The organism is Serinicoccus shuyuelongi (assembly GCF_045032955.1).
Taxonomy (GTDB): domain Bacteria; phylum Actinomycetota; class Actinomycetes; order Actinomycetales; family Dermatophilaceae; genus Ornithinicoccus.
Genome location: NZ_JBJFZU010000002.1, coordinates 306,881 through 328,550 on the forward strand (window position 1 = coordinate 306,881; position 21,670 = coordinate 328,550).

The following is a 21,670-nucleotide window of genomic DNA, read 5'->3' on the forward strand; positions in this document are numbered from 1 at the left end:
CGAGGACGATGCTAGGTCACGGGACCCGCGGTCAACCGCACCGGCCGACGGTCCGGCGCCACCACGTGCCAGCGCCCGTCGTCGCGGCTCACCTGCACCGCGTCGTCGGCGCAGCGCACCGTCCCGGCCTCGCCGGAGAGCCACAGCTCGGTGGTCGCGCCGAGTCCAGCGCCGACCTCCAGCGCGTCCTCGGTCAGGTCCGTCAGCTCGGCGTTCGCGGACTCCAGCCGCAGCCCGCACGGCAGGTCCAGGCCCAGCGCCAGGATCACCCCGGTGCGGGCGGGCATATCCAATGGCGCGTCCAGCAGGCCCGTCGGGTCACCGGGGGTGAGCCGGACCGTCGCCGGGTATGCCGTGGGGTTGAGCAGGTGCAGCATCCGCTGTCCGTCCGGGGTCGCCGAGGTGGTGGCCACCACGCCGGGTACGTCCGTGGACAGGGCCGTGCCGCGCTGCGCCCCCAGCCACTCCGTCACCGGGGTGAACAGCTGCGGGCTGCCGGGCACCTCCGCCGCCAGCACCACCGTCCGACCGGCCCCGTGCCGGACACCCAGCCCGCAGACCGTGCCGTCCAGGGACTCGACCAGCGGGACCGCGCCCTCCGGGCCCGTCAGCTCCTGCCACCAACCGACCCGCATCTCCGTCCAGTCAGCCAACGGACCGGTACCCCGCACCGAGGGGTGGTGGCGGCGCGGGTCGGCGACCTCCCGCCGGCCGCCGCGCACCCCCAGGGCATCCCCGAGCACGGTGCAGGACCGGCCCCGGGTGTCCCGGGTGGGCACCGGGCCGAGCAGCAGCAGCGACCCTCCGCCGTGGACGTGCTCGACCAACCGGGTCTGCACGTCCCCGTCCAGCACCTCCCCGCAGGCCAGGCCCAGCACCCTCGGCGCCTCGCTGGTCGGGTCGGAGACGTCGACCGCTCCGAAGCGCCACCCGTCGAACAGCCACGAGCGCCACAGCGCCTTGCGCGGTCCCGGGCCGCGGTGCACCTCGAGGTCGCGGACGATCTCGCGCACCGCTGCGGAGCCGGGGTGGGTGTACTCGGTGAGGAAGGCGTCCGGCCAGAAGGCGACCGCGACGTCGTCCCGCTCCTCGTCGTGGTCGGCGAGCCAGCGGGCGTGCAGCCGGGCGGCCCTGGTCACCTCGCGGGTCGCGGAGAAGGTCACCCCGCGCTGACCCTCCGGCCCGATCGGGGCCGCGGTGCCGTGCCGCCGACCGGTGAAGGAGATCCGGTCGTTGCCGTCGCCCACCGGCTCGTCCAGCCGGGGGTTGAGGCCGCCGGCGAGCAGGTAGTAGTTGATCAGCCGGTTCCCCTGCGCGAGGTGGAGCCGCACCTTGAGGTCGACGGTGGACCCGTCGTAGAGGCGCTCCAGCCCGGCGTCGTAGTCGCCGGTCCCGGCCTCGAACTCCAGCGACGTCAACGGCTGGTCGGCTCCGTTGACCGCCTCCATCACCGCGTTGACGAAGTGGATGTCGGTGGTGGCGTCCCTGCCCATCTCACCCAGGTAGTGGTCCGACCCCGCGACCAGCCCGGGCATACCCGCGTAGCTGCGGTAGAGCTGGCTGACGCCGATCGCGAAGGGCACCCCGTTGCCGCCCTCGGTGCCGTGGATGTTGACGAACAGCGGCAGCCCGTCCAGCCCGGACGCGCGGACCTGCAGGGCCAGGGTGTCCAGGTAGCGGGCGAACCGGTCCCGCATGAAGAGCCCCAGGTCGACGCGCAGGTCGGCGGCCAGCTCCTCCGGCGGGGTGCGGACGGTGTCGCGCCACCGCTGCGGATCCCCGTCCAGGACCCCGACCAGTGCTTCCTGTGCACCCCGTTCGTGCGTCGACCCAGCAGGTCGCTCGCGCAGCCACCGGCGCAGGTCGTCGACCAGGTGGTCGGTGAGGTCCGGGGAGTTGGACACCCACGCGAGCATCCCCACCTCGTTGTCCAGCTGGACCCCCAGCACCGGGCCGCCGCGGGTGGCGCTCCGGGCGGCCAGCACCGGCAGGATCGCGTCGTACCACCGCTCGACCTCACGCAGGAAGGCCGGAGCCAGGTAGTCCACGGTTGCGGTGGGCGCCGGCTGCCCGTCCCAGCCGACCGGGACGATCTCCGGGTGCTCCCGGTAGAGCCGGTAGGGCAGACCCTCGTTCTTCAGCTCGGCCATCACGAACGGGCCCGGCCGGGCCAGGAACGTCAGCCCCCGCTCGGCGGCCAGGTCGATGAACGCGCCGACGTCCCGCTCGGGGCGGGTGCGGCCGGTGACGTCCAGGGTGCCGTCCGGCAGCTCGTGCCAGAGCCAAGGGATGTAGGAGGCGACACAGGTGCAGCCGACCTCGACGAGCAGGTCGAGCCGGGCCGCCCACTCCTGGCGCGGCAGCCGGAAGTAGTGCACCTCCCCGGCCATCACCAGGCTCGGCTCCCCGTCCACCAGGATCCGTCGGCGGCTGATCTGCACGCTGCTCATCCGAGCTCCACCTCCAGCACGTCGTCGTCGGCCAACGCCGCGCGCAGGTCGTCGGCCCCCACCTCGACCCCGGCGGTGCGGTAGGGGTTCTGCAGGCGGGTGGTGGCGATCTCCACCCCGCCCACCCGGACCCGGACCGGGCCGTGCCCGCGGGGTCCGCTCACCACCTGCAGCCGGCGGGGGCGACCGAGCAGGTGCACGGTCGCCTGCACGCTGCCCAGCGACGGGTCGAGGACCGGGTCCAGCTGGACGGTCGCGCCGTGCGCCCGCACCCCGAGCAGGTGCTGGGTCAGCACCTCCAGGAAGAGCCCGGGCCCGGAGGAGTAGACCCGCCACCCGCTCTCCAGCGGTATGCCCCCGGCCACCACCTCCGGGTAGCGCTCGGCGGCGTCGGCCCGGTCGGCGACCGCCGCGTCGGAGGAGGAGAAGTAGGTGTTGGCCTGCCGGGGCCGGGCCTGCGGCACCACCTCGGCCAGGCCCACCGGGTTGACCTGGGAGAGCGCGTGCAGCAGCTCCGCGCCCTCGCCGAGCCGGGCCAGCGCCTGGGCCCAGCGCAGGTGCGCGTGCACGTACATGATCCCGATCTCCCGACCGAAGAAGGTGCTCGCCTCCGCCCGCTGGAAGACCTCCATCGGTCCCCCGTGGTAGGCCACCGGCCGGTCGAAGAGCCGCGCACCGTCCGGGCCGCTCAGGTGCTCCCGCACGATCCGGGTATGCGCCTGCGCCTCCTCGGGGGTGAACAGGTCGCCGCTGAGCGCGTGGATGAGCGGCAGCAGCGAGTAGGTCAGCCCGGTCCGGGCGTCGCGAGGATGGATGAGCGGGGTGAAGGTGCCGTCGTCCTCGCGCAGGGCATACCCGGCCAGGACGCCGTCGACGAGCAGGTGCCGGCGAAGGTCGGCCACCCCCCGGTCGGCCACGTCGCGGCAGCGTGCGGCGAGGGTCGGGGAGGCCTCGCCCAGGCCCTCGGCGAGCGTCCCCAGCGCGTGCGCCTGGAGCACCACCGTCCAGGTGGAGACCATCCGCCGGGCGAGCGCGGGGTCGGCGGGCTGCAGCGAGTCGTTCCAGTCCCCGTGCCCGTAGACGGGGAGCGCGGTGCCGTCGATCAGCGTGTCCTCGATCGCGGTGACGGCCCGGTCCAGGTGGTCCCGCACGGTGACGGCCGCCCCGTCGGTGCCGTCGGTGTCGTCGGCGAACGGGACCGGCTCGTCGAGCAGGCCGGTGTCGTCGGTGGCCAGCAGGTACTGGCCCATCGCCAGCAGCGGCCAGTACACGACGTCCCCGTGCGGCTCCCCGAGACCCTCCGCGCTGCGGTGCCCCGGCAGGAAGTCGAAGGCCTGCGGCCAGTCCCCGCGCCCGCGCTGCGCGCCCAGCACCAGCAGCAGCAGCGCGCGCCAGGAGTCGTGCGCGCCGAGCGAGCCGAGCAGCCCGACGGGGCCCTGGGACACGTCCCGGGTGCCCCAGGCTCCGCCGGTGTGCTGCTCGAGGCCCCGCGGCGACAGGTAGTGCACGAGGGCGTCGTGGGTCATCCAGGGCACGGTCTGCGCCAGGGCGGATACCCGCGCGGCACTGGCTGCGCTGGTGCTGGTGCCGGCGGCCAGGTCGAGGCGGCCGCGCAGGTCGGACCAGAAGTCGACGTGGTCGATGAGGGCCACCGGGGCGGACGTGGTGGCGGCGGTCTGCACGGGCGGCCTCGCCAGCCGCGGTTGCAGCTGCAGGGCCCACGCGGGCAACGCCTCGACGACCGCGCCCACCCAGGGCTCGCCGCGGGAGAGGCCGTCGTCGAAGAGGGCCCCGTCATCGCGGACGTCCCCGAGCGCGCCGGGGCTCCAGCGCAGGTCCAGCGCGGCGTCCGGGTCGCGGCGGGCCGCATCGCTGCCGGCCGGCGCACCGACCCGTACCCGGTCGGCGTCGACCCGGTCCACCGGCCCTACCTGCCCGGGGGCCCCGCACCAGTCCAGCCCGAGGGCCACCAGCACCGGGACAGGGTCACCGGCGACGGTGTCCACCTGCACGGTGACCCCCGCAGCGTCGGGCGGGGCGTGCGCGGTGACGCGCAGCACCCGCTCGTCCCGGGCATACCACCAGGTGGCCCGGTCCGGGCCGCTGGACCACAGCGACGGCGTGCCCAGCAGGGTCCAGCCCTGCCCGTCGTCGACGAGGAGCCGCAGCCCGTGCGCCCGGTCCAGCCCCAGGTAGCTGCGCCGCCGGGACAGCACCGTCCCTCGCTCGACGTGGCCCTGGGCGAGCTGAGAGCACACGGACCCGTCCATCCAGACGGTGCTGGTCACGTCGCGCTCGTCCGGCAGCAACCGGTCACCGGTGCGCAGGATCTGCCCGTGCGGGCGCAGCACGGCGGCCTGCTTGCCCTGGGTGACGACGTGCTCGCCGGCGCCGGTGAACCAGCTCGCCGGCGTCCCGTCCACCTCATCGACGTGGTGCCGGACGTCACCTACCTCCCGGGTGAGCTCGGCGTCGGTGAGCGCCCGGGTCGCCACCCCGGGCCGGTCGGCCGCGAAGACGCTGCGCCCCGGCGGTGCCGGTACCGATGGCGCGTCGGTTCCAACAGTTTGGCCGGGGACCTCGACGGCCCCCGGCGGCCGGCTCAGCACCCCCTCCGCCAGCGCACCCGCAGCCAGCGCGGCGTCGGCCGGCCCCGACGGCTCGGGGTGGTCGGCGCGGAGCACGACGAAGAAGCCGCTGGTCACGCTCGCCCCGGGCGCCACCCGCAGCGGCCGGCTCTGCAGCGCCGTCACCGTGTGCTCGTGCTGCAGCCGCCGCGCGGGCAGCTCCTGGCGCAGCCCGGGCCAGGGCGCCCCCTCCACCAGCCCCCGACCGGTGAGCTGGAGCAGGTCGCTGGCCCACCGGTCGGCGCCGGTGAGGCACCCGGTCAGCGCCCACGGCACGCGCTCGCCGGGCATGTTCTGCCGGACCGCCAGCGCGGTGCCGCCCGCGCCCACGTCGACCGGCGTGACGTCCAGGTACTGGCTGACGTAGAGCGCGCTGCCCCGGACCGCACCGGGGTCGGCCAGCGCGAGGTCCTGCACCTGCACCAGGTCCAGCTCGACCTCCGCCGACCCGTGGTTGGTGACCACCACCGTCCAGGTCCAGCCGTCCTCGGTGGTGCGCAGCGCCCACCGCCAGGACAGCTCCCGGTCCCGGCCCGAGCGGCATACCCCGCCCTCGGTCGGCTCCACGTGACCACCCGTGGACGCGGTCCCGGACAGCGGGACCGGTTCCGGGGCGGGACCCCCACGGCGCCGCAGCCACCACCCGGCGGCCCCGTCCTCGAGCTCGGACGCGGGGTGCAGCAGCAGCGACCGACCGTGCGCCCGCACCTGGGTCAGCGCCCCGGTCCTGGTGGTCCGCAGGCTGACTACTGCTTGGCCGCGCTGCGTGTCTGCTGTTGCCAAGGACGTCATGACACGACAAAGTAAGCGCTTACGAGCGGCGATGCAAAGGAAAGGGCCCGCGCGGCCCGATGCTCGACGGGTACCGTACGGACCGCGCGCCCGAGGGTCAGCCGGTGCGCCCGGTGCGCCCGGTGCGCCCGGTGCGGTGGGCAACGGCTCGAGAAAGGGAAGCGCGATGGCTGAGGACGGCACCGGTCGCCCGACGATCTACTCGGTCGCGGAGCGGGCCCAGGTCTCGATCGCCACGGTCTCCCGGGTGCTGCGGCTGCCCGACCAGGTCCGACCGGCGACCCGGGCCAAGGTGCTGCAGGCCGTCGAGGAGCTCAACTACGTCCCGGACGGGGCGGCCCGCTCGCTGGCGGTGAAGTCGCACGAGGCGCACGGGCTGGTGCTGCCCGAGCTGGGCGGTCCCTACTACGCGGACCTGCTCACCGGCTACGAGCAGGGTGCCGCCGAGGGCGGCGACAGCGTCGTCCTGCTGCTCACCGAGGGCAAGGAGGCGGTGGACCTGCTGGTGCGGCGGCTCGCCGGCCGGGTCGACGGGATCGTGCTGATGGGCGGGGTGCAGATCGGGGAGAGCACGGTGGCCGCGGTCCGCCGCAAGATCCCGGTGCTCGGGCTGGCGAACACCCACGAGGAGTCGGTCGAGAGCTTCAGCACCGAGAACGTGCACAGCGCCGAGTCGCTGACCACCCACCTGCTGGCCGAGCACGGGCGCCGTCGGCTGCGGTTCGTCGGGTCCACCGACGCCTCCGACGACGTCCGGGAGCGGTATGCCGGTTTCGTCGCCGCGCACGAGGCCGCCGGTCTGGTGGCGGCCGACCCGGTCCCCGCCAGCTTCCGGGAGGAGGACGGGCCCCGGGTTGCCCGGCTGCTGCTCGAGGGAGGGTTGCAGGCCGACGGTCTGGTCTGCGCCAACGACGAGCTCGCGCTGTCGGTGATGACCTGCCTGATCGAGGGCGGGGTGGCGGTGCCCGCGCAGGTCGCCGTCACCGGCTGGGACGACGTGATGGCGGCCCGCTACGTCACCCCCGGGCTGACCACGGTGAGCCAGCCGGTGCGGGCGCTGGGTCGCGAGGTGGCGGTGCGGATGCGGGCCCTGCTCGCGGACCGCTCGTCCGAGCCGCAGCACCACCGGTTGCCCACCCAGCCGGTGATCCGGCAGTCCTGCGGGTGCCCCTGACCTGCTCCCTTGTGCCGACCGGCGGGTGGGTGTATCGTCCGATCAACCTGATGTAAGCGCTTACGACGCGGTGAGTGGCATACCGGGCCCCGGTCTCGGGGCCGGCCCCACCGGCGACGAGACGAGGAGTGACCCATGCGACGTACCACCCTGCTGGTCGCGTTGACGACCGGTGCCCTGGCCCTGACCGGCTGCGGACGAGATGACGGTGCCGGGGACTCCGGCGGCGAGGCCGTCGTCGGGGAGGACGTCTCCACCGAGGACGCCTCCGGCGACCTGGAGGTCTGGGCGATGGGTGCCGAGGGGGAGGCCCTGCCCGGGCTCGTGGAGGAGTTCGAGAGCCAGTACCCGGACATCACCGTGAGCGTCACCCCGGTCCCCTGGGACAGCGCGCACGACAAGTTCGTGAACTCGATCACCGCCGGGACCACTCCGGACGTGGCGATGATCGGCACCACCTGGATGGGCGAGTTCGCCGGGATGGACGCCCTCGACCCCACCCCCGAGCTCATCGACGGCAGCACCTTCTTCGAGGGCGCCCAGGGGACCACCGAGGTGGATGGCACCTCCTACGGCGTCCCCTGGTACGTGGAGACCCGGATGGTCTACTACCGCACCGACATCGCGGAGCAGGCCGGCTACGACGAGGTGCCCACCGACCAGGCGGGCTTCAAGGAGATGGCGGCCGCGCTGCAGCAGCAGGACGGTGTCGAGTGGGGCATCAGCCTGCAGCCCGGCCAGACCGGCTCCTGGCAGACCGTGGTGCCCTTCGGCTGGTCCAACGGCGCCGAGATCGCCACCGAGGACGCCTACACCCTGGACACCCCCGAGATGGTGGAGGCGGTCGACTACTTCGGCAGCTTCTTCACCGACGAGATCTCCGACGCCAACCCGCCCGAGGGCCAGGTGGAGGCGGACTTCGTCGGGGGCGAGGTGCCGATGTTCATCTCCGGTCCCTGGATGATGAGCATCCTGGAGGACTTCGCCGCCGGTGAGGGCGAGGAGGACTTCGCCTCGAGCTACGACGTGGCGCCGCTGCCGGCCGGCGAGGGCGGTGAGGTGAACTCGTTCATCGGCGGCTCCAACCTCGGTGTCTTCGCCGACACCGAGCACCGCGACGCGGCCTGGCTGCTGGTGGACTGGCTGACCCAGCCGGAGACCCAGGTGCAGTGGTACGAGATGACCAGCGCGCTGCCCTCGGTGCAGTCCGCCTGGGAGGACCCGACGCTGACCGAGGACACCCGGCTCGCCGAGTTCGGCGAGCAGCTGGAGACGGCCATGGCACCGCCCTCGTTCATGAGCTGGGAGCAGGTCGCCGCCGCCTTCGACGCCGAGATGGAGAAGGTCGCCAAGCAGGGCCTGTCCGGGGCGGAGGCGCTGCAGGCCGCGCAGTCGCAGGCCGAGTCGATCGGCACGGGGCAGTAGGACGATGACCACCCGCAGCGTGCGTCGTCCCACCGGGGACCGGGGGGCCGTGAAGGCCTCCCGGGCCCCCGGGGCGGGCCGCGAGGAGCGGGCGGGCTGGCTGCTGACGCTGCCGTTCCTGCTGCTGTTCCTGGTGTTCACCGCCTGGCCGGTGCTGCAGTCGGTGTTCTTCTCCTTCACCGACATCCGCAACCGCGACCTGCGCACCCCGTTCGCCGTCGACTTCGTCGCCTTCGAGCAGTACGCGAAGGCGTTCGGCGACCCGGTCTTCCGGCAGGCCGCGATCAACACGGCCTACTTCGTGCTGGTGGGCGTGCCGCTCACGCTGACCGTGGCGCTCGCCGCCGCGGTCGCCCTGAACGGGGGCATCACCCGGTTCCGGTCGGTCTTCCGGCTGGGCTTCTACACCCCGGTGATCACCTCGATCGTCGCGGTGGCCGTGGTCTGGCGGTTCCTGCTGCACCCCGACAGCGGGCTGGTCAACACGGTGCTGGCCTGGGTCGGGATCGACGGCCCCAACTGGCTCGGTTCGACCACCTGGGCGATGCCCTCGCTCATCGCGATGGCCGTCTGGCGCAACTTCGGCACCGCGATGATCATCTTCCTGGCCGGGCTGCAGGCGGTGCCGCAGCAGCTGCACGAGGCGGCCGCGATCGACGGCGCGAACGCCTGGCAGCGCTTCCGCAACGTCACCGTCCCGATCCTGCGCCCGACCATCCTCTTCGTCTCGGTGACCACCGCCATCGGCTACCTGCAGTTCTTCGAGGAGCCCTTCGTGATGACCCAGGGCGGCCCGCTGAACAGCACGATCTCGGCCTCGATGTTCACCTACCAGCAGTTCAGCTTCGGCAACTACGGGTATGCCGCCGCGCTCAGCTACCTGATCTTCGTGGTCATCGCGATCGTCACCCTCATCCAGTTCCGCTTCCTCTCGGACAAGGAGGACTGAGCCGTGGTCCGTGGCAGCCGCGCGAGCCGCTGGTGGCTCTACGCCGTCCTCACGGTGGCGCTGGTACTCGTCGTCACCCCCTTCGTCTGGATGGTGCTCGGCTCGTTCAAGACCAGCGCCGAGCTGCGCCAGGTGCCCCCCACCTGGTGGCCGGAGAACCCCACCCTGGACAACTTCGCCGGGCTCTTCAGCCGGCTCTCCTTCGGCACCTACTTCATGAACTCCACGATCGTGGCGGTGGTCGTCACGGCGGGGAACCTCTTCTTCTGCTCGATGGTGGGGTATGCCCTCGCCATGCTGAAGTTCCGCGGCAAGAAGATCATCTTCGGCCTCATCCTGGGCACCCTGATGATCCCCGGCGTGGTCACCTTCGTGCCGCTCTTCGTGCTGGTCGCCAACATGGGCCTGGTCGACACCCTGCCGGGGCTCTTCCTGCCGTTCCTGGTCAGCCCGTTCGGGGTCTTCCTGATGCGCCAGTTCATCCTGGGCCTGCCCCGGGACCTGGTCGAGGCGGCCCGGATCGACGGGGCCGGCGAGATGCGCATCTTCGGCCAGATCATCCTGCCGCTGCTCTCCCCGGCGCTGGCCACCCTGGGCATCCTCACCTTCCTCGGCAGCTGGAACAACTTCCTCTGGCCGCTGGTGGTCGCCCAGAACAACGACACCTACACGCTGCCGGTGGCGCTCGCGCTCTACTCCACCGGCCAGAACGAGACGCAGTACGGCCTGCTGATGGCCGGTGCCACGGTCGTGGTGCTGCCGGTGCTCGTCGTCTTCCTCATCTTCCAGCGGCGGTTCATCCAAGGGATCGCCACGACCGGGATCAAGTGACCCGCAACCCCTCGAAGGAGCAGTCATGACCCAGCTCGACCCGCATACCCCCCTGTCGCGCCGCGCCGTCCTCGGCGGCGGCATGGCCCTGGGTGCCGCCACCCTGGGCCCGGCACCCGCCTTCGCGCACGGGAAGGGAGGCCCGCACCACCCCCCGCACGGGGGTGACCGGGAGACGCTGCTGCGGTGGACCCGGGACACCTGGGCGTCGATGGTCGCGATGACCGACGAGGGCACCGGCCTGGTCTCGGACAACATCACCGGCGACCTGTCCACCCCCGGCCTCTACACCTCACCCACCAACCTGGGCGGCTACCTGTGGTCCACGATCGTGGCCCGGGACCTGCGGATCATCTCCCGGGGCGAGGCCACCCGGCGGATCCGGCAGACGCTGCGGACCCTGGACGGGCTGGAGCACCACGAGCCCAGCGGGATGTACTTCAACTGGTACGACCCGCGCGACGGCTCGGTCATCACCGAGTGGCCCGAGAGCGGGGACCCGGTGGTCCCCTTCGTCTCCAGCATCGACGCCTCCTGGCTGGGTGCGGCCCTGCTGGTGGTCCGCAACGCCGACCCGGCGAACCGGCGGCTCGCCGGGAAGATGTTCGACCGGATGCGCTTCGACGTCTTCGCCGACCCGACCTTCTCCAAGCCGTACCTGATGTACGGCGGGTTCTACCTGGAGGAACCCACCCGGTTGCTGGAACCCCCGGCCACCGAGGCGCGCGACCTCATCGGGGCCGGCGAACCGGTCTGGTACACGGCCGACCACCACTACGACACGATCGTCTCCGAGACCCGGATCACCACCTACCTGGCGATCGCCAAGGGCCAGATCCCGCCGGAGGCCTACTACCAGGCGTGGCGCACCTTCCCCCCGGAGTGGGACTGGCCGGAGATGCCGCCGGTGGGTCAGTGGCGCAGCTACCTGGGCGTGGACGTCTTCGAGGGCGCCCACGACTACTACGGCATGCTGACCGTGCCCGGCTGGGGCGGCTCGATGTTCGAGGAGCTGATGCCCGCCGTCTTCGTGCCCGAGGACACCTGGGCGCCGGACTCGTGGGGCCGCAACCACCCCAACCACGTCGCCACCCAGCGGCTGCACGGGATGGAGGAGTACGGCTACTGGGGCTTCTCCCCGGCCAGCCACCCCGCCGGCGGGTATGCCGAGTGGGGCGTCGAGGCGCTCGGCCTGCGGACCGACGGCTACTTCTCCGACATCGAGCAGACCGACTACCGGTGGGACCAGCCGAAGCCGGACTACGGCGACGGCGTGGTCACCCCGCACGCCGCCTTCCTCGGGATGATGTTCGAGCGCGAGGAGGCGGTGGACAACCTGCGCCGGATCGAGGAGGACTTCGACTGCTACGGCCCCGGCGGGTTCTACGACGCCGTGGCCACCGGCTCCGGGCAGGTCGCGCAGCGGCACCTGTCCCTGGACCAGGCGATGATCATGGGTGCCCTCGGCAACGTCCTGGACCGGGGCATGCTGCAGCGTTACTTCGTGCGTGGCGAGGTCGAGGCGCAGCTGCGTCCGGTCATCGCCCCGGAGGAGTTCGGCGCCAGCACATGACGCGTCTGCCGACGAGCACCGCGCCGGACGGCACCCGTTATCGCGACCTCAACGGCAACGGGCGCCTCGACCCCTTCGAGGACCCTCGGCTCCCGGCGGCCGAGCGGGTCGAGGACCTGCTCGGCCGGCTCTCCCTGGCGGAGCGGATCGGGCTGCTCTTCCACACGGTGATCGAGTCCGGCGAGGGCGGCACCCTGCTGGACGGGCCCGGGGCGATCAGCAAGACCGGCACCCGGGAGGTGGTCCTCGGCAAGCACGTCACCCACTTCAACGTGCACGCCCTGGGCACCGCCCGGGTGGCGGCCCGGTGGCAGAACGCCCTCCAGGAGCTGGCCGAGGAGGCGCCGCACGGCATACCGGTGACGATCTCCAGCGACCCCCGGCACGGGTTCAGCGAGAACGCCGGCGCCAGCTTCGCGGCCGGCGCCTTCTCGCAGTGGCCCGAGCCGCTGGGCATCGCCGCGCTGCGTGACGTCGACGACTGCCGCCGGTATGCCGACGCGGTCCGCCAGGAGTACCGCGCGGTCGGCATCCGGGCCGCGCTGCACCCCACCCTGGACCTCGCCAGCGAGCCTCGATGGGCCCGCCAGCTGCACACCTTCGGGCAGGACCCGCAGGTGGTCGCCGAGCTGGGACTGGCCTTCCTGGAGGGGCTGCAGGGCGAACAGCTCGGGGAGCAGAGCGTGGCCTGCACCGCCAAGCACTTCCCCGGGGGCGGCCCGCAGGCCGACGGCGAGGACGCGCACTTCCCCTACGGCCGGGAGCAGGTCTACCCGGGCGGCCGGTTCGCCGACCACCTGTGGCCCTTCAGGGACGTGCTCGCTGCCGGCACTGCGGCGGTCATGCCGTACTACGGGATGCCGGTCGGTCTCGAGCTGGACGGGGAGGCGGTCCCCGAGGTCGGGTTCGGCTACAACCGGCGGATCGTCACCGAGCTGCTGCGCGACGAGCTGGGCTACGACGGGGTGGTGCTCACCGACTGGGAGCTCATCAACGACAACCACGTCGGGGAGCAGGTGCTGCCGGCCCGGGCCTGGGGGGTCGAGCACCTGGACCCGCTGGGCCGGATGCAGCTGCTGCTGGAGGCCGGGTGCGACCAGTTCGGCGGGGAGGAGTGCGTCGAGCTGCTGGCCGAGCTGGTCGCGGTCGGTCGGGTCGACGAGGCCAGGGTGGACGCCTCGGCCCGCCGGCTGCTGCTGGTGAAGTTCCAACTGGGGCTCTTCGACGACCCCTACGTGGACGAGGACGCCGCCGCCGCGAGCGTCGGCACCGACGAGTTGCGCCGGGCCGGGCACGCGGCGCAGGCGCAGTCGGTCACCGTGCTGCACGACCCGGAAGGCCTGCTGCCGCTGGCCGACGTCGAGCGCCGGGTCTACGTCGAGGGGATGGACCCCGAGGCGGCGTCGGCCCTGGGGACCGTGGTCGACCGGGTGGAGGACGCCGACCTCGCGCTGGTGCGGATCCAGGCGCCCTTCGAGCCGCGCTCCGACCTGTTCCTGGAGGCGTGGTTCCACCAGGGGTCGCTGGACTTCCCACCCGGGCTGCCGGTGCGCCTCGCCCGGCTGGCCCGGCACTGCCCGCTGGTCGTCGACGTCACCCTGGACCGACCGGCGGTGCTGGCCCCGGTGCTGGAGGTGGCCGACGCGGTGGTGGCCAGCTTCGGCAGCAGCGGCCCGGCCCTGGTGGAGGCGTTGCAGGGAGCGGCCCGGGGACGGCTGCCCTTCGACCTTCCCCGGTCGATGGCGGACGTGCGCGAGCACGCGCCGGACCGGCCGGGCTTCGAGGACCCGCTGCTGCCCTGCGGGCACGGGCTCTCGGCCGGCGTCAGCCCTGGCGTCGCTGCAGGTAGCCCTCGGCGGCCCGGCGCCCGCTGACCATCGCGCCCTGGATCGACCCGGTGTCGAGGTGGTCCCCGGCCATGATCAGACCCGGGGCGACCTCCAGGGCCGAGCGGTCCTGCAGCGGAGCCTTCTGCACGGGCAGGGCATACCGGATGTCGTCCCGGCGCAGCAGCTCCCAGCCCTGCGTCGGGACGCCGTAGATGCCGGCCAGCTGATGGCGCACGGTGGCGTCGTCGACCGGCTCCTGGCCGGCCTGCAGCAGGGTGCAGGCGTGCACCAGGTGCCGTCCGTCGGGCGCGTAGGAGGGGGCGGCGTTGCTGAGCACCGCGGTGTTGATGACCGGACCCGGGTCCTCCCGCTGGTCGATGACCAGCAGCGACAGGTCGGTGGGTGCCTCGTCGGTGGCGAACCAGTGCGTGGTCAGGCCCTTGCCGGCGGCGGTCTCCGTGCCACTGAGGGAGGCCGCGGTGGTGGCGTCGGTCGCCAGCACCACCAGCTCGGCGTCGATGTCCTCACCGCCGGCGGTGCGCACCCGCCGCGGCTCCACCGAGACGACCTCGGTGGACAGCTCCACCGGCGTGTGCAGCCCCTCCGCGAGCTGCTCGGGCAACGCCTGCATCCCCGCCTCGGGGAGGCTGGGCTTGCCGAGGGCGAACATCCGGGTCATCAGCCGGGTGAAGGCCGTCGAGGTGCTGCCGTCGTCCTCCAGCACCACCCCGGAGAGGAAGGTGTCGACCATCCGGCGCAGCGGCCCGTGCAGCTCCGCCCGGTCCATCGACTCCTTGCGGGACACGTCCTCACGGCCGCTGCGCAGCGTCCAGTCCTCGCGCAGCGCCGGGGCGGCCCACCGGGCCAGCGCGCCCAGGCTGGCAGGGTGGAGCTTGCCCGAGCGCATGGTCTGCGGGATGAGCTGCGGCTCACGACGCGGGTCGGCGACCACCAGCAGCTGGTCGGTGCGGTCGCTGCGGCAGGCGAGCCCGGCCGGCAGCGGCTGCAGGTGCAGCGCCTCCAGGTCGACGAGCTCGCGCACCATCGGGTATGCCGGATTCAGCAGCTGGAAACCGCGGTCCAGCAGGAAGCCGTCCACCTGGTCGGTGCGGATCCGGCCACCGACCGCGTCCGCGGCCTCGAGGACGCGGACCTGGACCCCTGCCTCCTGGAGCACATGGGCACAGGTGAGGCCGGCCATACCCGCCCCGACGACGACGACTTCGGTGGTGGACATGGCTCCCACCCTAGGACCGTTGGTGGCCGACGTCCTGTTGTGGGTCCGGAGCCCGTCAGCCCGCCGACGGGCCTCCGGGGGCCTCCAGCCAGGACATCGACCGCAGCACGGCAGCGGTCGTCGCCAGGTGCCGGTCCAGACGGCGCGATCGCCCGACCCGACCTAATGTCCAGACTGACGTCCGATGGTCGAGCATGCCGGAACGAGCGTGTGCCCACGTCACGTCGCCCACCCCGATGACTGGAGGTCCTGCTGTGCACGTCGTGGTCGTGGCCCACGCCCGGCACCCGCTGGCCGAGCCCTTCGCCGGGGGCCTGGAGTCGCTGACGGCGCACCTCGTCTCCGGTCTGGCCACGCGCGGGCACCGGGTCAGCGTGTTCGCGGCTCGGGTGCAGGACGACGCCGGACGGAGGGAGTGCGCCGCCCTCGAGCGGACCGCGCACCCCCGGACCGTGGGGTCGCTGGCCCTCTCCGGGGCCGAGGCAGAGCCCGGCCGGTGATCGGCTCTTGCCTGCACCACCGGGGGTCGTGTCACCAGCGCCGCGCCACCGCCGTGGCCCGACGCACCCGGCACGACGTGAACGGGCTCGGTAGCCGCCCGGACCGGCCCGGGCGCTGGGAGGTGGGCGGGTGAGCGCGGTACGGGTGCGGCACGTCCCCGCCGCCCATCCCTACGTCGAGCACGTGCAGGCGGCGCCGACGGGCGCCTCCTCGCCCGCCGTGACCGTGCTCCCCGACCCGCCGGTTCCCGGCGCGCCCCCGGGCCGGTGGTGGCCGCACCCCGCGTTGGAGGAGGCGTGGGTGCGCCAGCACGCGCGTGAGCAGGACGTCCTGCACGTGCACTTCGGGATGGAGGCACGCAGCCTGCCCGAGCTGCGGGCCTGGCTGGACGCGCTCGCCGACCTGGGCCTGCCGCTCGTCCACACCGTCCACGACATCGATCACCCCCACCTGCACGACCAGACGCACCACCGGGACGAGCTGGCCCTGCTCGTCGAGCGCTCCGACGGTCTGCTCACCCTCAGCGACGGTGCGGCCGATCGCGTCGAGCAGGAGCACGGCCGCCGCCCGCTCGTCCTGCCGCACCCGCACGTGGTCCCGCTCGCGCTGCTCGACGGGCCGCGCCCGGTGCACGAGGAGCTGCGCGTCGGGCTGCACCTCAAGAACTTGCGCACCAACCTGGCGCCGATGCGCGTCCTACCGGCGCTGCTCGAGGCCCTGCCGGAGCTCTCGGCGCGGACCGTGCGCCCGGCCGTGCTGGAGGTCCGGGCGCACCCCGAGGTGCTGGACCCGGCCTTCCCCCGGCACGACGAGGCGCTGGCCGGGTTCCTGCGCCGGCTGCTCGGCGACCCACCGCCGGGGGTCGAGGTGGTCGTCGGCCCACGCCTGGACGACGATCAGCTCTGGTCCGCCCTGCAGGGGCTGGACGTGTCGGTCCTGCCCTACGCCTGGGCCACGCACTCGGGGTGGGTCGAGGCGTGCCGCGACCTTGGTACCTGGGTGCTCGCCCCCCGGGTCGGCCACCTCGAGGAGCAGGGCGGCGGGATGGTCCGGACGTGGGGGGCGCCGGACCGGGCTCCCGACCCGTCGCGCCTGGCCGACATCCTCGTCCGGTGCGCGGCCGGACCCCCCGCCCGACCCGGCCGGGCGGCACGGTCCGCGCAGCGGGTAGAACTGGCGCGACGGCACGCGCAGGTGTATGCCGGTGTCCTCGAGGGACGACGGATCGACGGGGGGAGCCCGCCATGAGCGAAGACGGACGGCGTCGCCACTACGGCGGCTTCTACGGGCTGGAGGAGCTGCCCGCCACCGGGCGGCCGCGGCTGGCGGTCTTCGGCAACTGCCAGGCCGAGGCGCTGCGGGTCGCCCTCGACACCGCCGATGTCCTCGACACCGTGCGGATGCCGCCGGTGCACGAGCTGGAGGAGGCGGACCTCCCCCACCTCGACCGCCTGCTGACCTGGGTCGACGTCCTCGTCGCCCAGGCGGTGGCCGACGACTACCAGGGTATGCCGCTCGGCTCGGACCAGGTCGCGACGCGGCTGCGACCGGGGGCGCGCGTGGTGGCTGCGCCCAACTACTTCTTCACCGGGCTCTACCCGGAGCAGGTGCTGGTGCGCCACCCGGACGTCCAGGACCCGCCCGTGGTGCCCTACCACGACGTGCGGCGGTTGGCGCGCGCTGCTGGGTGGGACGGTCCGTGGGAGGCACCGGCCGCGCTCGTGCGCCAGCTCGCCGCCGACTCGCTGGCTGAGCTCGAGCGGCGGGAGCGGACGCAGGAGAGCGTGCGCATCAGCGACGTCGTCCGCGCCGCCGGGGCCGAGGCGGGCCGGACCGTCGACCACCCCGGCAACGAGGTGCTGCTGGCGCTGGCCCGGCGGGTGCTCGAGGACGTCCTGCCCGGTTCGGGCGCGGCCGTCCAGGATCCGGGGCGGGTGCTCCTCGCCTCCGTGGCCACCCCCCTGTCCCGCGGGGTCCTCGAGGCGCTCGATCTGCGCGGGGAACCCCGCGAGGGGTGGCTCGTGGACGGCGAGGCGGTCTCCGACGACGAGGTGGGGGACGCCCACGAGGAGTTCTACGCCCGTCACCCGCGGGTGGTCGAGGTCGGGGTGCAGAAGAGGGAGGACCTGCTGCGGCGGTGGGGATGGAGTCCGTGACCCCGTCGTTGGTCCACCTCGTGCCCGGGCCCGAGGAGCACGGGGTCGTGCGGCACGGGCTCTCGGTGCATCCGCACCTGGGCGAGTCCGAGCTCCTGCGGTGCGGCCGGCTGGACGAGCTGTCCGACGGTGCCGTCGCCGGGCGGGTCGTGGTCGCGCAGGTCACCGACCGGTTGCTGGCGTCCGCGCCGGACCGGGGGCTGGAGGAGTGGCGCCGGGTGGTGCGGGGTGCCGCCCGGGTGACGGTGGCGCTGCACGACCTGCCGCAGCGCTCGGACGGGCGGCACCGCCGGGCGCGCAGCGAGCTCTACGCGGGACTGGCGGCCGGCGCGGACACGGTGGTCGTGGCCAGCTGCCACGAGCGGCTGCTGCTCGCGGCGGCGCTGCGCTGGGCCCGCCCTGACGTCGCCACCGCCGTGCTCGGGCGCACCCTGGTGGTCCCGCTGCCGGTCGAGCCCGACGCCGGCGCCGCGCCCCGACCCTCGTCACCGCTCACCCCGCCGCCACCACCGCTCACCGTCGTCACGCTCGGGTTCGTCTATCCGGGAAAGGGGCTCGAGGAGGTGGTGGACGCCGCTGCGCGGGCGGCCCGGGACCCCCGGTTGCGGGACCGCGTGGTGGAGGTCGTCAACCTCGGTGGGCCGTCGCAGGGCCATGAGGACCTGCTGGACACGCTGGCCGCGCGGGCCGAGGAGGCTGGGGTGCGCTGGCACGCCACCGGCTACGTGCCCGACGAGGAGTTGCCGGGTCTGCTCGCCGCCGCGACGGTACCGGTGGCGGCTCACCGGCACGTGTCCGCATCCGGCTCGGTGGCGACCTGGCTCGCCGCGGGACGGCGGCCGGTGCTGCTCGACTCGCGGTACGCCCGAGAGCTCGCGGCCCGGCTGCCCGGGACCGTGCAGCCGGTCACCGAGGACCGGCTGGCCCTGACGCTCGCCGACGCGCTGTCCGAGGCGTGCTCGCCGGACGGCCCGGACCCGACCTGGCTGCCCCTCGACGTCCGCCTCGGGCCCACCCGGCAGGAGGCGGGGCGGCGGGTCGGGGGCGCCGCCCGCGAGCCGGCGGTCTCGGTCGTGGTGCCGTACTACCGCGACCAGGAGCTGCTCGACCTGCTCGTCGAACGCCTAGGCGCCCAGACCGGGGTCCGGGGCGGTCTGGAGCTGGTGGTGGCGGACGACGGCTCACCCCGGCCGCCCACGCTGCCCGCCGCCCCGCACGGGGCGCTCGGGCGGATCCAGGTGCTGCGGCAGCCCGACGAGGGGTTCCGCCTCGCGGCTGCCCGCAACCTGGGCCTGGGGGCAACTACGGGTCGCGTGGTGGTCCTGCTCGACGGGGACACCGTGCCCGAGGACGGCTACGTGGCCACCTTGCAGCAGGCATGTCTGGACCGGCCGACCCTCGCGGTCGGCCGGCGACGGCACGCCGACCTGCGCGGGGTGGGGCGCTGGCCCCCGTCCGCAGAGCTGCCGGCGCCCGCCTGGCTGGCCGAGGGGTACGCGCGGACGCAGGACCTGCGGGCCGCCGACGACACGTCCTTCCGCTTCGTCATCGGCGCGGTGCTGGGGGTGTCCCGTGCGCTGCTGGACGTCGTCGGCGGGTTCGAGGGTCGGCTCACCGGCTACGGCGGGGAGGACTGGGAGTTCGCGTGGCGCTGCTGGCTGGCGGGGGCGGACCTGCGGCACGTGCCCGACGCGGTCGCCTGGCACGACGGCCCGGACGTCGCCGGCCGCGTGGACGCCGCGGGCACCGGGCTCGCAGGTGTCAAGAACGCCGAGACCGCCCGCCTGGGCCGTCTGCTGCCCCACCCCCTGGTGCGTGGCCGCGGTTGGAGCCACCCCCAGCCGGACGTCGTCGTGGACCTCGACGTCCGGGGCTGGACGCACGGCCAAGTCGTGCTCGCGGTGGAGTCGGTTCTGCGGCAGGGTGACGTGGGGGTCTGGCTGACCGGTACGGACGCCACGGTGGGGCAGGGCGACCTGCTCGACTGCCTGCCACCGGACGCCCGGGTCCGCGCGGGTCGGCCACCGGGCGAGGTCCTCGCCCGGTCCCGGGCCGAGGTGCGGCTGCAGCGGCCGGTCTGGGTGCGCCGGCTGCCCTGGCAGCCGTGGCCCGCCCGGGTGGACGTCCCCGACCCGTCCCACGGACCGTGCACGGATGACCCGGCGAGCGGCGTGCAGGTGCGGGTCACTCGCGGCACCGGCCGCGCCCGGCTGCAGGGCGGGCGGTCAGGGACGTGCTTCCTGAGCGCCGACGCGGTGGACCCCGTCCCGCCGGACGTCGTGGTGGAGCACTGGCGGGCCGCGCACCCCTGACCACTCGCGCGTGGGTGCGGGGCGCGCGACCCTCCCGGACGCCCGTCAGCAGGGTGTCGGGTGCTCAGCCTCCAGCCAGGACATCGCCCGCAGCACGCCCAGGTCGTCGAAGGGCCGGCCCACCACCTGCACCCCGACGGTCCGGCCGTCCTCGGTGCGGCCACCGTCGACGGTGCCGGCCGGCTGGCCGGTCATGTTCCACGGCATGGTGAAGTTGATGTGCCACATCCCGCGACCGCCGTCGGGATAGGGCATCGGCTGCTCGGCCGGGAAGGCGGCACCGGGTGCCACCGGGCTGATCATCAGGTCCGGGTCGCCGGCAGCCGCCCAGGCGCGGGTGGTGGCCTCCTGGACCTGCGCGAAGGCGTGGTAGGCGTCCATCACCTCGGTCCCGCCGAGCCCGCTCGCGGAGCGGACCCAGTCGGCGATGTAGGGCAGCACCCGTCCCTGCGCCGCGGCGTCCAGGCGGGCGAAGTCCGCCCAGGAACGGGCCTGCCAGAAGAGATTCACCCCGTCCAGCAGGTCCTGCGTCATCCAGGGCCGGATCTCGGTGACCTCGGCTCCCGCCGCCGCGAGCCGGTCGGCGGCGCTCCGGGTGGCGGCGGCGACCGCCGGCTCGGGCTCCACGCCGTAGCCGGCGGTCGTCCACACCGCGACCCGGAGACCGGTGACGTCCAGGTCCAGGTCGGTCCAGTCGACGTCCTGCCGCGGCAACGAGGTCCAGTCCACCGGGTCCGGGCCGGAGAGCACCGACATCAGCAGCGCGCAGTCGGCGGCGGTGCGGGCCATCGGCCCGGCGGCCCGCCCCAGGTAGGGCGCGTGCAGCGGGATCCGGCCCGCGCTCGGCTTCAGGGTGGCCAGCCCGAGCCAGGTGCCGGGCAGCCGGATCGAGCCGCCGATGTCCGTGCCCACGTGCAACGGGGCGTAGCCCGCCGCGGCGGCCGCGCCGGCCCCGGAGCTGGACCCGCCGGTGGTGAGCGACGGGTCGAGCGGGGACCGGGTGATGCCGTGCCGGCTGGAGACGCCGGAGGAGAGCATGCCCCAGTCCGGCATCACCGTGGAGCCGAGCACGATCAGCCCCGCCTCCCGGGCCCGGCGGGCGATCGGGGAGTCGACGTCAGGGGTCACCGGTTCGACGGCGGCGCTGCCCATCGACATCGGCACCCCGGCCCGGGCCACGTTCTCCTTGAGGGTGACGGTGAGCCCGTCCACCGGGCTGAGCTGGCTGCCCTGGTCCCACCGCTGCGCCGAGGCGCGTGCCTGGGCGAGCGTGTCCTCCACGTCGTCCCGGACCCAGAGCGCGTTCAGCTCGGGCTCCCGGGCGTCGATCGTCGCCTGGGACTGCTGGACGTGCTCGACCGGGGTGGTCGACCCGTCGGCGAAGGCCGCCGCCAGGGCGGTGCCCTGCCTCACCGTCCGTCCCGCCAGCGGTCCAGGGCCAGCGCGCCCAGGGTGATGCCGCCCCACGCCAGGGGCACGGCGACCAGGGTGCCGCGCTTGCCGTCGGGGCCGGTCAGCCCGAGGACCACCGCGTCACCGAGGTCCCCGGCCAGCCGGAGCAGCGCGCCGGCCGCGGGCAGCTCGCCGCGGCCCAGCACGGTCAGCGCCGAGATCGGCAGGTCACGGGCGGCGTAGGTGTAGGCCGTGCGGTGCGTCGCGTCCGCCGCCGCACCCTTCTCGCCGAGCGCGTCGGAGAGGTGCTGGGGACGGGCGACCGCGAAGAGGGCATACCCCGCGGTGGCGACGGCCACCGCCTTGCTGAAGACGTAGGTCATGGCTGCTACGGTAGTCCGTCCCTCCCGGCGTCGCCCGCT

The 21,670-nt window shown here is 74.0% G+C and carries 14 protein-coding genes and 1 pseudogene; 10 read left to right on the plus strand and 5 right to left on the minus strand.

Features of this window, described 5'->3' with window-relative positions; all coding sequences use genetic code 11:
• Positions 1-11: 11 nt before the first annotated feature.
• On the minus strand, positions 12-2,450 hold the full coding sequence (locus tag ACI3EY_RS01645; protein WP_405039194.1) for a beta-galactosidase: 2,439 nt from the start codon (positions 2,448-2,450) through the stop codon (positions 12-14).
• Positions 2,447-5,869 carry a GH36-type glycosyl hydrolase domain-containing protein gene (locus tag ACI3EY_RS01650; protein WP_405039195.1) on the minus strand — a complete coding sequence of 1,141 codons (3,423 nt, stop codon included), beginning with the start codon at positions 5,867-5,869 and terminating at the stop codon, positions 2,447-2,449. Before ACI3EY_RS01650 ends, ACI3EY_RS01645 begins: the two co-directional genes overlap by 4 nt.
• Before the next feature lie 166 nt (positions 5,870-6,035).
• Here ACI3EY_RS01650 and ACI3EY_RS01655 point away from each other — a divergent pair, with 166 nt between their 5' ends.
• The 6 genes from ACI3EY_RS01655 to ACI3EY_RS01680 all read left to right on the plus strand — a co-directional run bounded on the left by ACI3EY_RS01655 (position 6,036) and on the right by ACI3EY_RS01680 (position 13,695).
• A complete protein-coding gene (locus ACI3EY_RS01655) occupies positions 6,036-7,043 on the plus strand; it encodes a LacI family DNA-binding transcriptional regulator (RefSeq protein ID WP_405038547.1) in 1,008 nt (335 codons plus the stop codon).
• A gap of 135 nt (positions 7,044-7,178) precedes the next feature.
• Positions 7,179-8,468, plus strand: a complete 1,290-nt coding sequence (locus ACI3EY_RS01660; RefSeq protein WP_405038548.1) for a sugar ABC transporter substrate-binding protein — start codon at positions 7,179-7,181, stop codon at positions 8,466-8,468.
• A 4-nt stretch (positions 8,469-8,472) separates the two neighbouring features.
• On the plus strand, positions 8,473-9,417 hold the full coding sequence (locus ACI3EY_RS01665; protein ID WP_405038549.1) for a carbohydrate ABC transporter permease: 945 nt from the start codon (positions 8,473-8,475) through the stop codon (positions 9,415-9,417).
• A 3-nt stretch (positions 9,418-9,420) separates the two neighbouring features.
• The gene (locus ACI3EY_RS01670; protein WP_405038550.1) at positions 9,421-10,248 is read left to right on the plus strand and encodes a carbohydrate ABC transporter permease; all 828 of its coding nucleotides are present in this window, start codon (positions 9,421-9,423) and stop codon (positions 10,246-10,248) included.
• Positions 10,249-10,273: 25 nt separating this feature from the next.
• Positions 10,274-11,821 (plus strand): glucoamylase family protein, encoded by a 1,548-nt coding sequence (locus ACI3EY_RS01675; RefSeq protein ID WP_405038551.1) that lies wholly within the window; start codon positions 10,274-10,276, stop codon positions 11,819-11,821.
• Positions 11,818-13,695, plus strand: a complete 1,878-nt coding sequence (locus ACI3EY_RS01680) for a glycoside hydrolase family 3 protein (protein WP_405039196.1) — start codon at positions 11,818-11,820, stop codon at positions 13,693-13,695. The genes ACI3EY_RS01675 and ACI3EY_RS01680 overlap by 4 nt, the downstream gene beginning before the upstream one ends.
• On the opposite strand, the pseudogene ACI3EY_RS01685 reads toward ACI3EY_RS01680, so the two are convergent.
• Positions 13,646-15,007 (minus strand): annotated as a pseudogene (locus ACI3EY_RS01685) (NAD(P)/FAD-dependent oxidoreductase); the annotation flags it as partial. The gene ACI3EY_RS01680 and the pseudogene ACI3EY_RS01685 sit on opposite strands and share 50 nt — an antisense overlap.
• Positions 15,008-15,141: 134 nt before the next feature.
• Here ACI3EY_RS01685 and ACI3EY_RS01690 point away from each other — a divergent pair.
• The 4 genes from ACI3EY_RS01690 (at position 15,142) to ACI3EY_RS01705 (ending at position 19,856) form a co-directional block, all read left to right on the plus strand.
• The gene (locus ACI3EY_RS01690; RefSeq protein WP_405039197.1) at positions 15,142-15,387 is read left to right on the plus strand and encodes a hypothetical protein; all 246 of its coding nucleotides are present in this window, start codon (positions 15,142-15,144) and stop codon (positions 15,385-15,387) included.
• Positions 15,388-15,517: 130 nt separating this feature from the next.
• On the plus strand, positions 15,518-16,636 hold the full coding sequence (locus ACI3EY_RS01695) for a glycosyltransferase family 1 protein (protein ID WP_405039198.1): 1,119 nt from the start codon (positions 15,518-15,520) through the stop codon (positions 16,634-16,636).
• Entirely contained in the window at positions 16,633-17,544 is a 912-nt protein-coding gene (locus ACI3EY_RS01700) for a WcbI family polysaccharide biosynthesis putative acetyltransferase (protein WP_405038555.1), read from the plus strand. Before ACI3EY_RS01695 ends, ACI3EY_RS01700 begins: the two co-directional genes overlap by 4 nt.
• A complete protein-coding gene (locus ACI3EY_RS01705; protein WP_405039199.1) occupies positions 17,532-19,856 on the plus strand; it encodes a glycosyltransferase in 2,325 nt (774 codons plus the stop codon). Before ACI3EY_RS01700 ends, ACI3EY_RS01705 begins: the two co-directional genes overlap by 13 nt.
• A gap of 45 nt (positions 19,857-19,901) precedes the next feature.
• Here the strand turns inward: ACI3EY_RS01705 and ACI3EY_RS01710 are convergent, their stop codons facing one another.
• Positions 19,902-21,269 (minus strand): amidase, encoded by a 1,368-nt coding sequence (locus ACI3EY_RS01710; RefSeq protein ID WP_405039200.1) that lies wholly within the window; start codon positions 21,267-21,269, stop codon positions 19,902-19,904.
• Positions 21,266-21,631, minus strand: a complete 366-nt coding sequence (locus tag ACI3EY_RS01715) for a hypothetical protein (RefSeq protein ID WP_405038558.1) — start codon at positions 21,629-21,631, stop codon at positions 21,266-21,268. Before ACI3EY_RS01715 ends, ACI3EY_RS01710 begins: the two co-directional genes overlap by 4 nt.
• Between the last annotated feature and the right edge of the window lie 39 nt (positions 21,632-21,670).

What these genes read in the sequence shown, in the direction of transcription:
- ACI3EY_RS01645 (WP_405039194.1), bottom strand. Translation starts at nt 2,450, where the DNA reads ATGAGCAGCGTGCAGATCAGCCGCCGACGGATCCTGGTGGACGGGGAG.
- ACI3EY_RS01650 (WP_405039195.1), bottom strand. Translation starts at nt 5,869, where the DNA reads ATGACGTCCTTGGCAACAGCAGACACGCAGCGCGGCCAAGCAGTAGTC.
- ACI3EY_RS01655 (WP_405038547.1), top strand. Translation starts at nt 6,036, where the DNA reads ATGGCTGAGGACGGCACCGGTCGCCCGACGATCTACTCGGTCGCGGAG.
- ACI3EY_RS01660 (WP_405038548.1), top strand. Translation starts at nt 7,179, where the DNA reads ATGCGACGTACCACCCTGCTGGTCGCGTTGACGACCGGTGCCCTGGCC.
- ACI3EY_RS01665 (WP_405038549.1), top strand. Translation starts at nt 8,473, where the DNA reads ATGACCACCCGCAGCGTGCGTCGTCCCACCGGGGACCGGGGGGCCGTG.
- ACI3EY_RS01675 (WP_405038551.1), top strand. Translation starts at nt 10,274, where the DNA reads ATGACCCAGCTCGACCCGCATACCCCCCTGTCGCGCCGCGCCGTCCTC.
- ACI3EY_RS01680 (WP_405039196.1), top strand. Translation starts at nt 11,818, where the DNA reads ATGACGCGTCTGCCGACGAGCACCGCGCCGGACGGCACCCGTTATCGC.
- ACI3EY_RS01700 (WP_405038555.1), top strand. Translation starts at nt 16,633, where the DNA reads ATGAGCGAAGACGGACGGCGTCGCCACTACGGCGGCTTCTACGGGCTG.
- ACI3EY_RS01705 (WP_405039199.1), top strand. Translation starts at nt 17,532, where the DNA reads ATGGAGTCCGTGACCCCGTCGTTGGTCCACCTCGTGCCCGGGCCCGAG.
- ACI3EY_RS01715 (WP_405038558.1), bottom strand. Translation starts at nt 21,631, where the DNA reads ATGACCTACGTCTTCAGCAAGGCGGTGGCCGTCGCCACCGCGGGGTAT.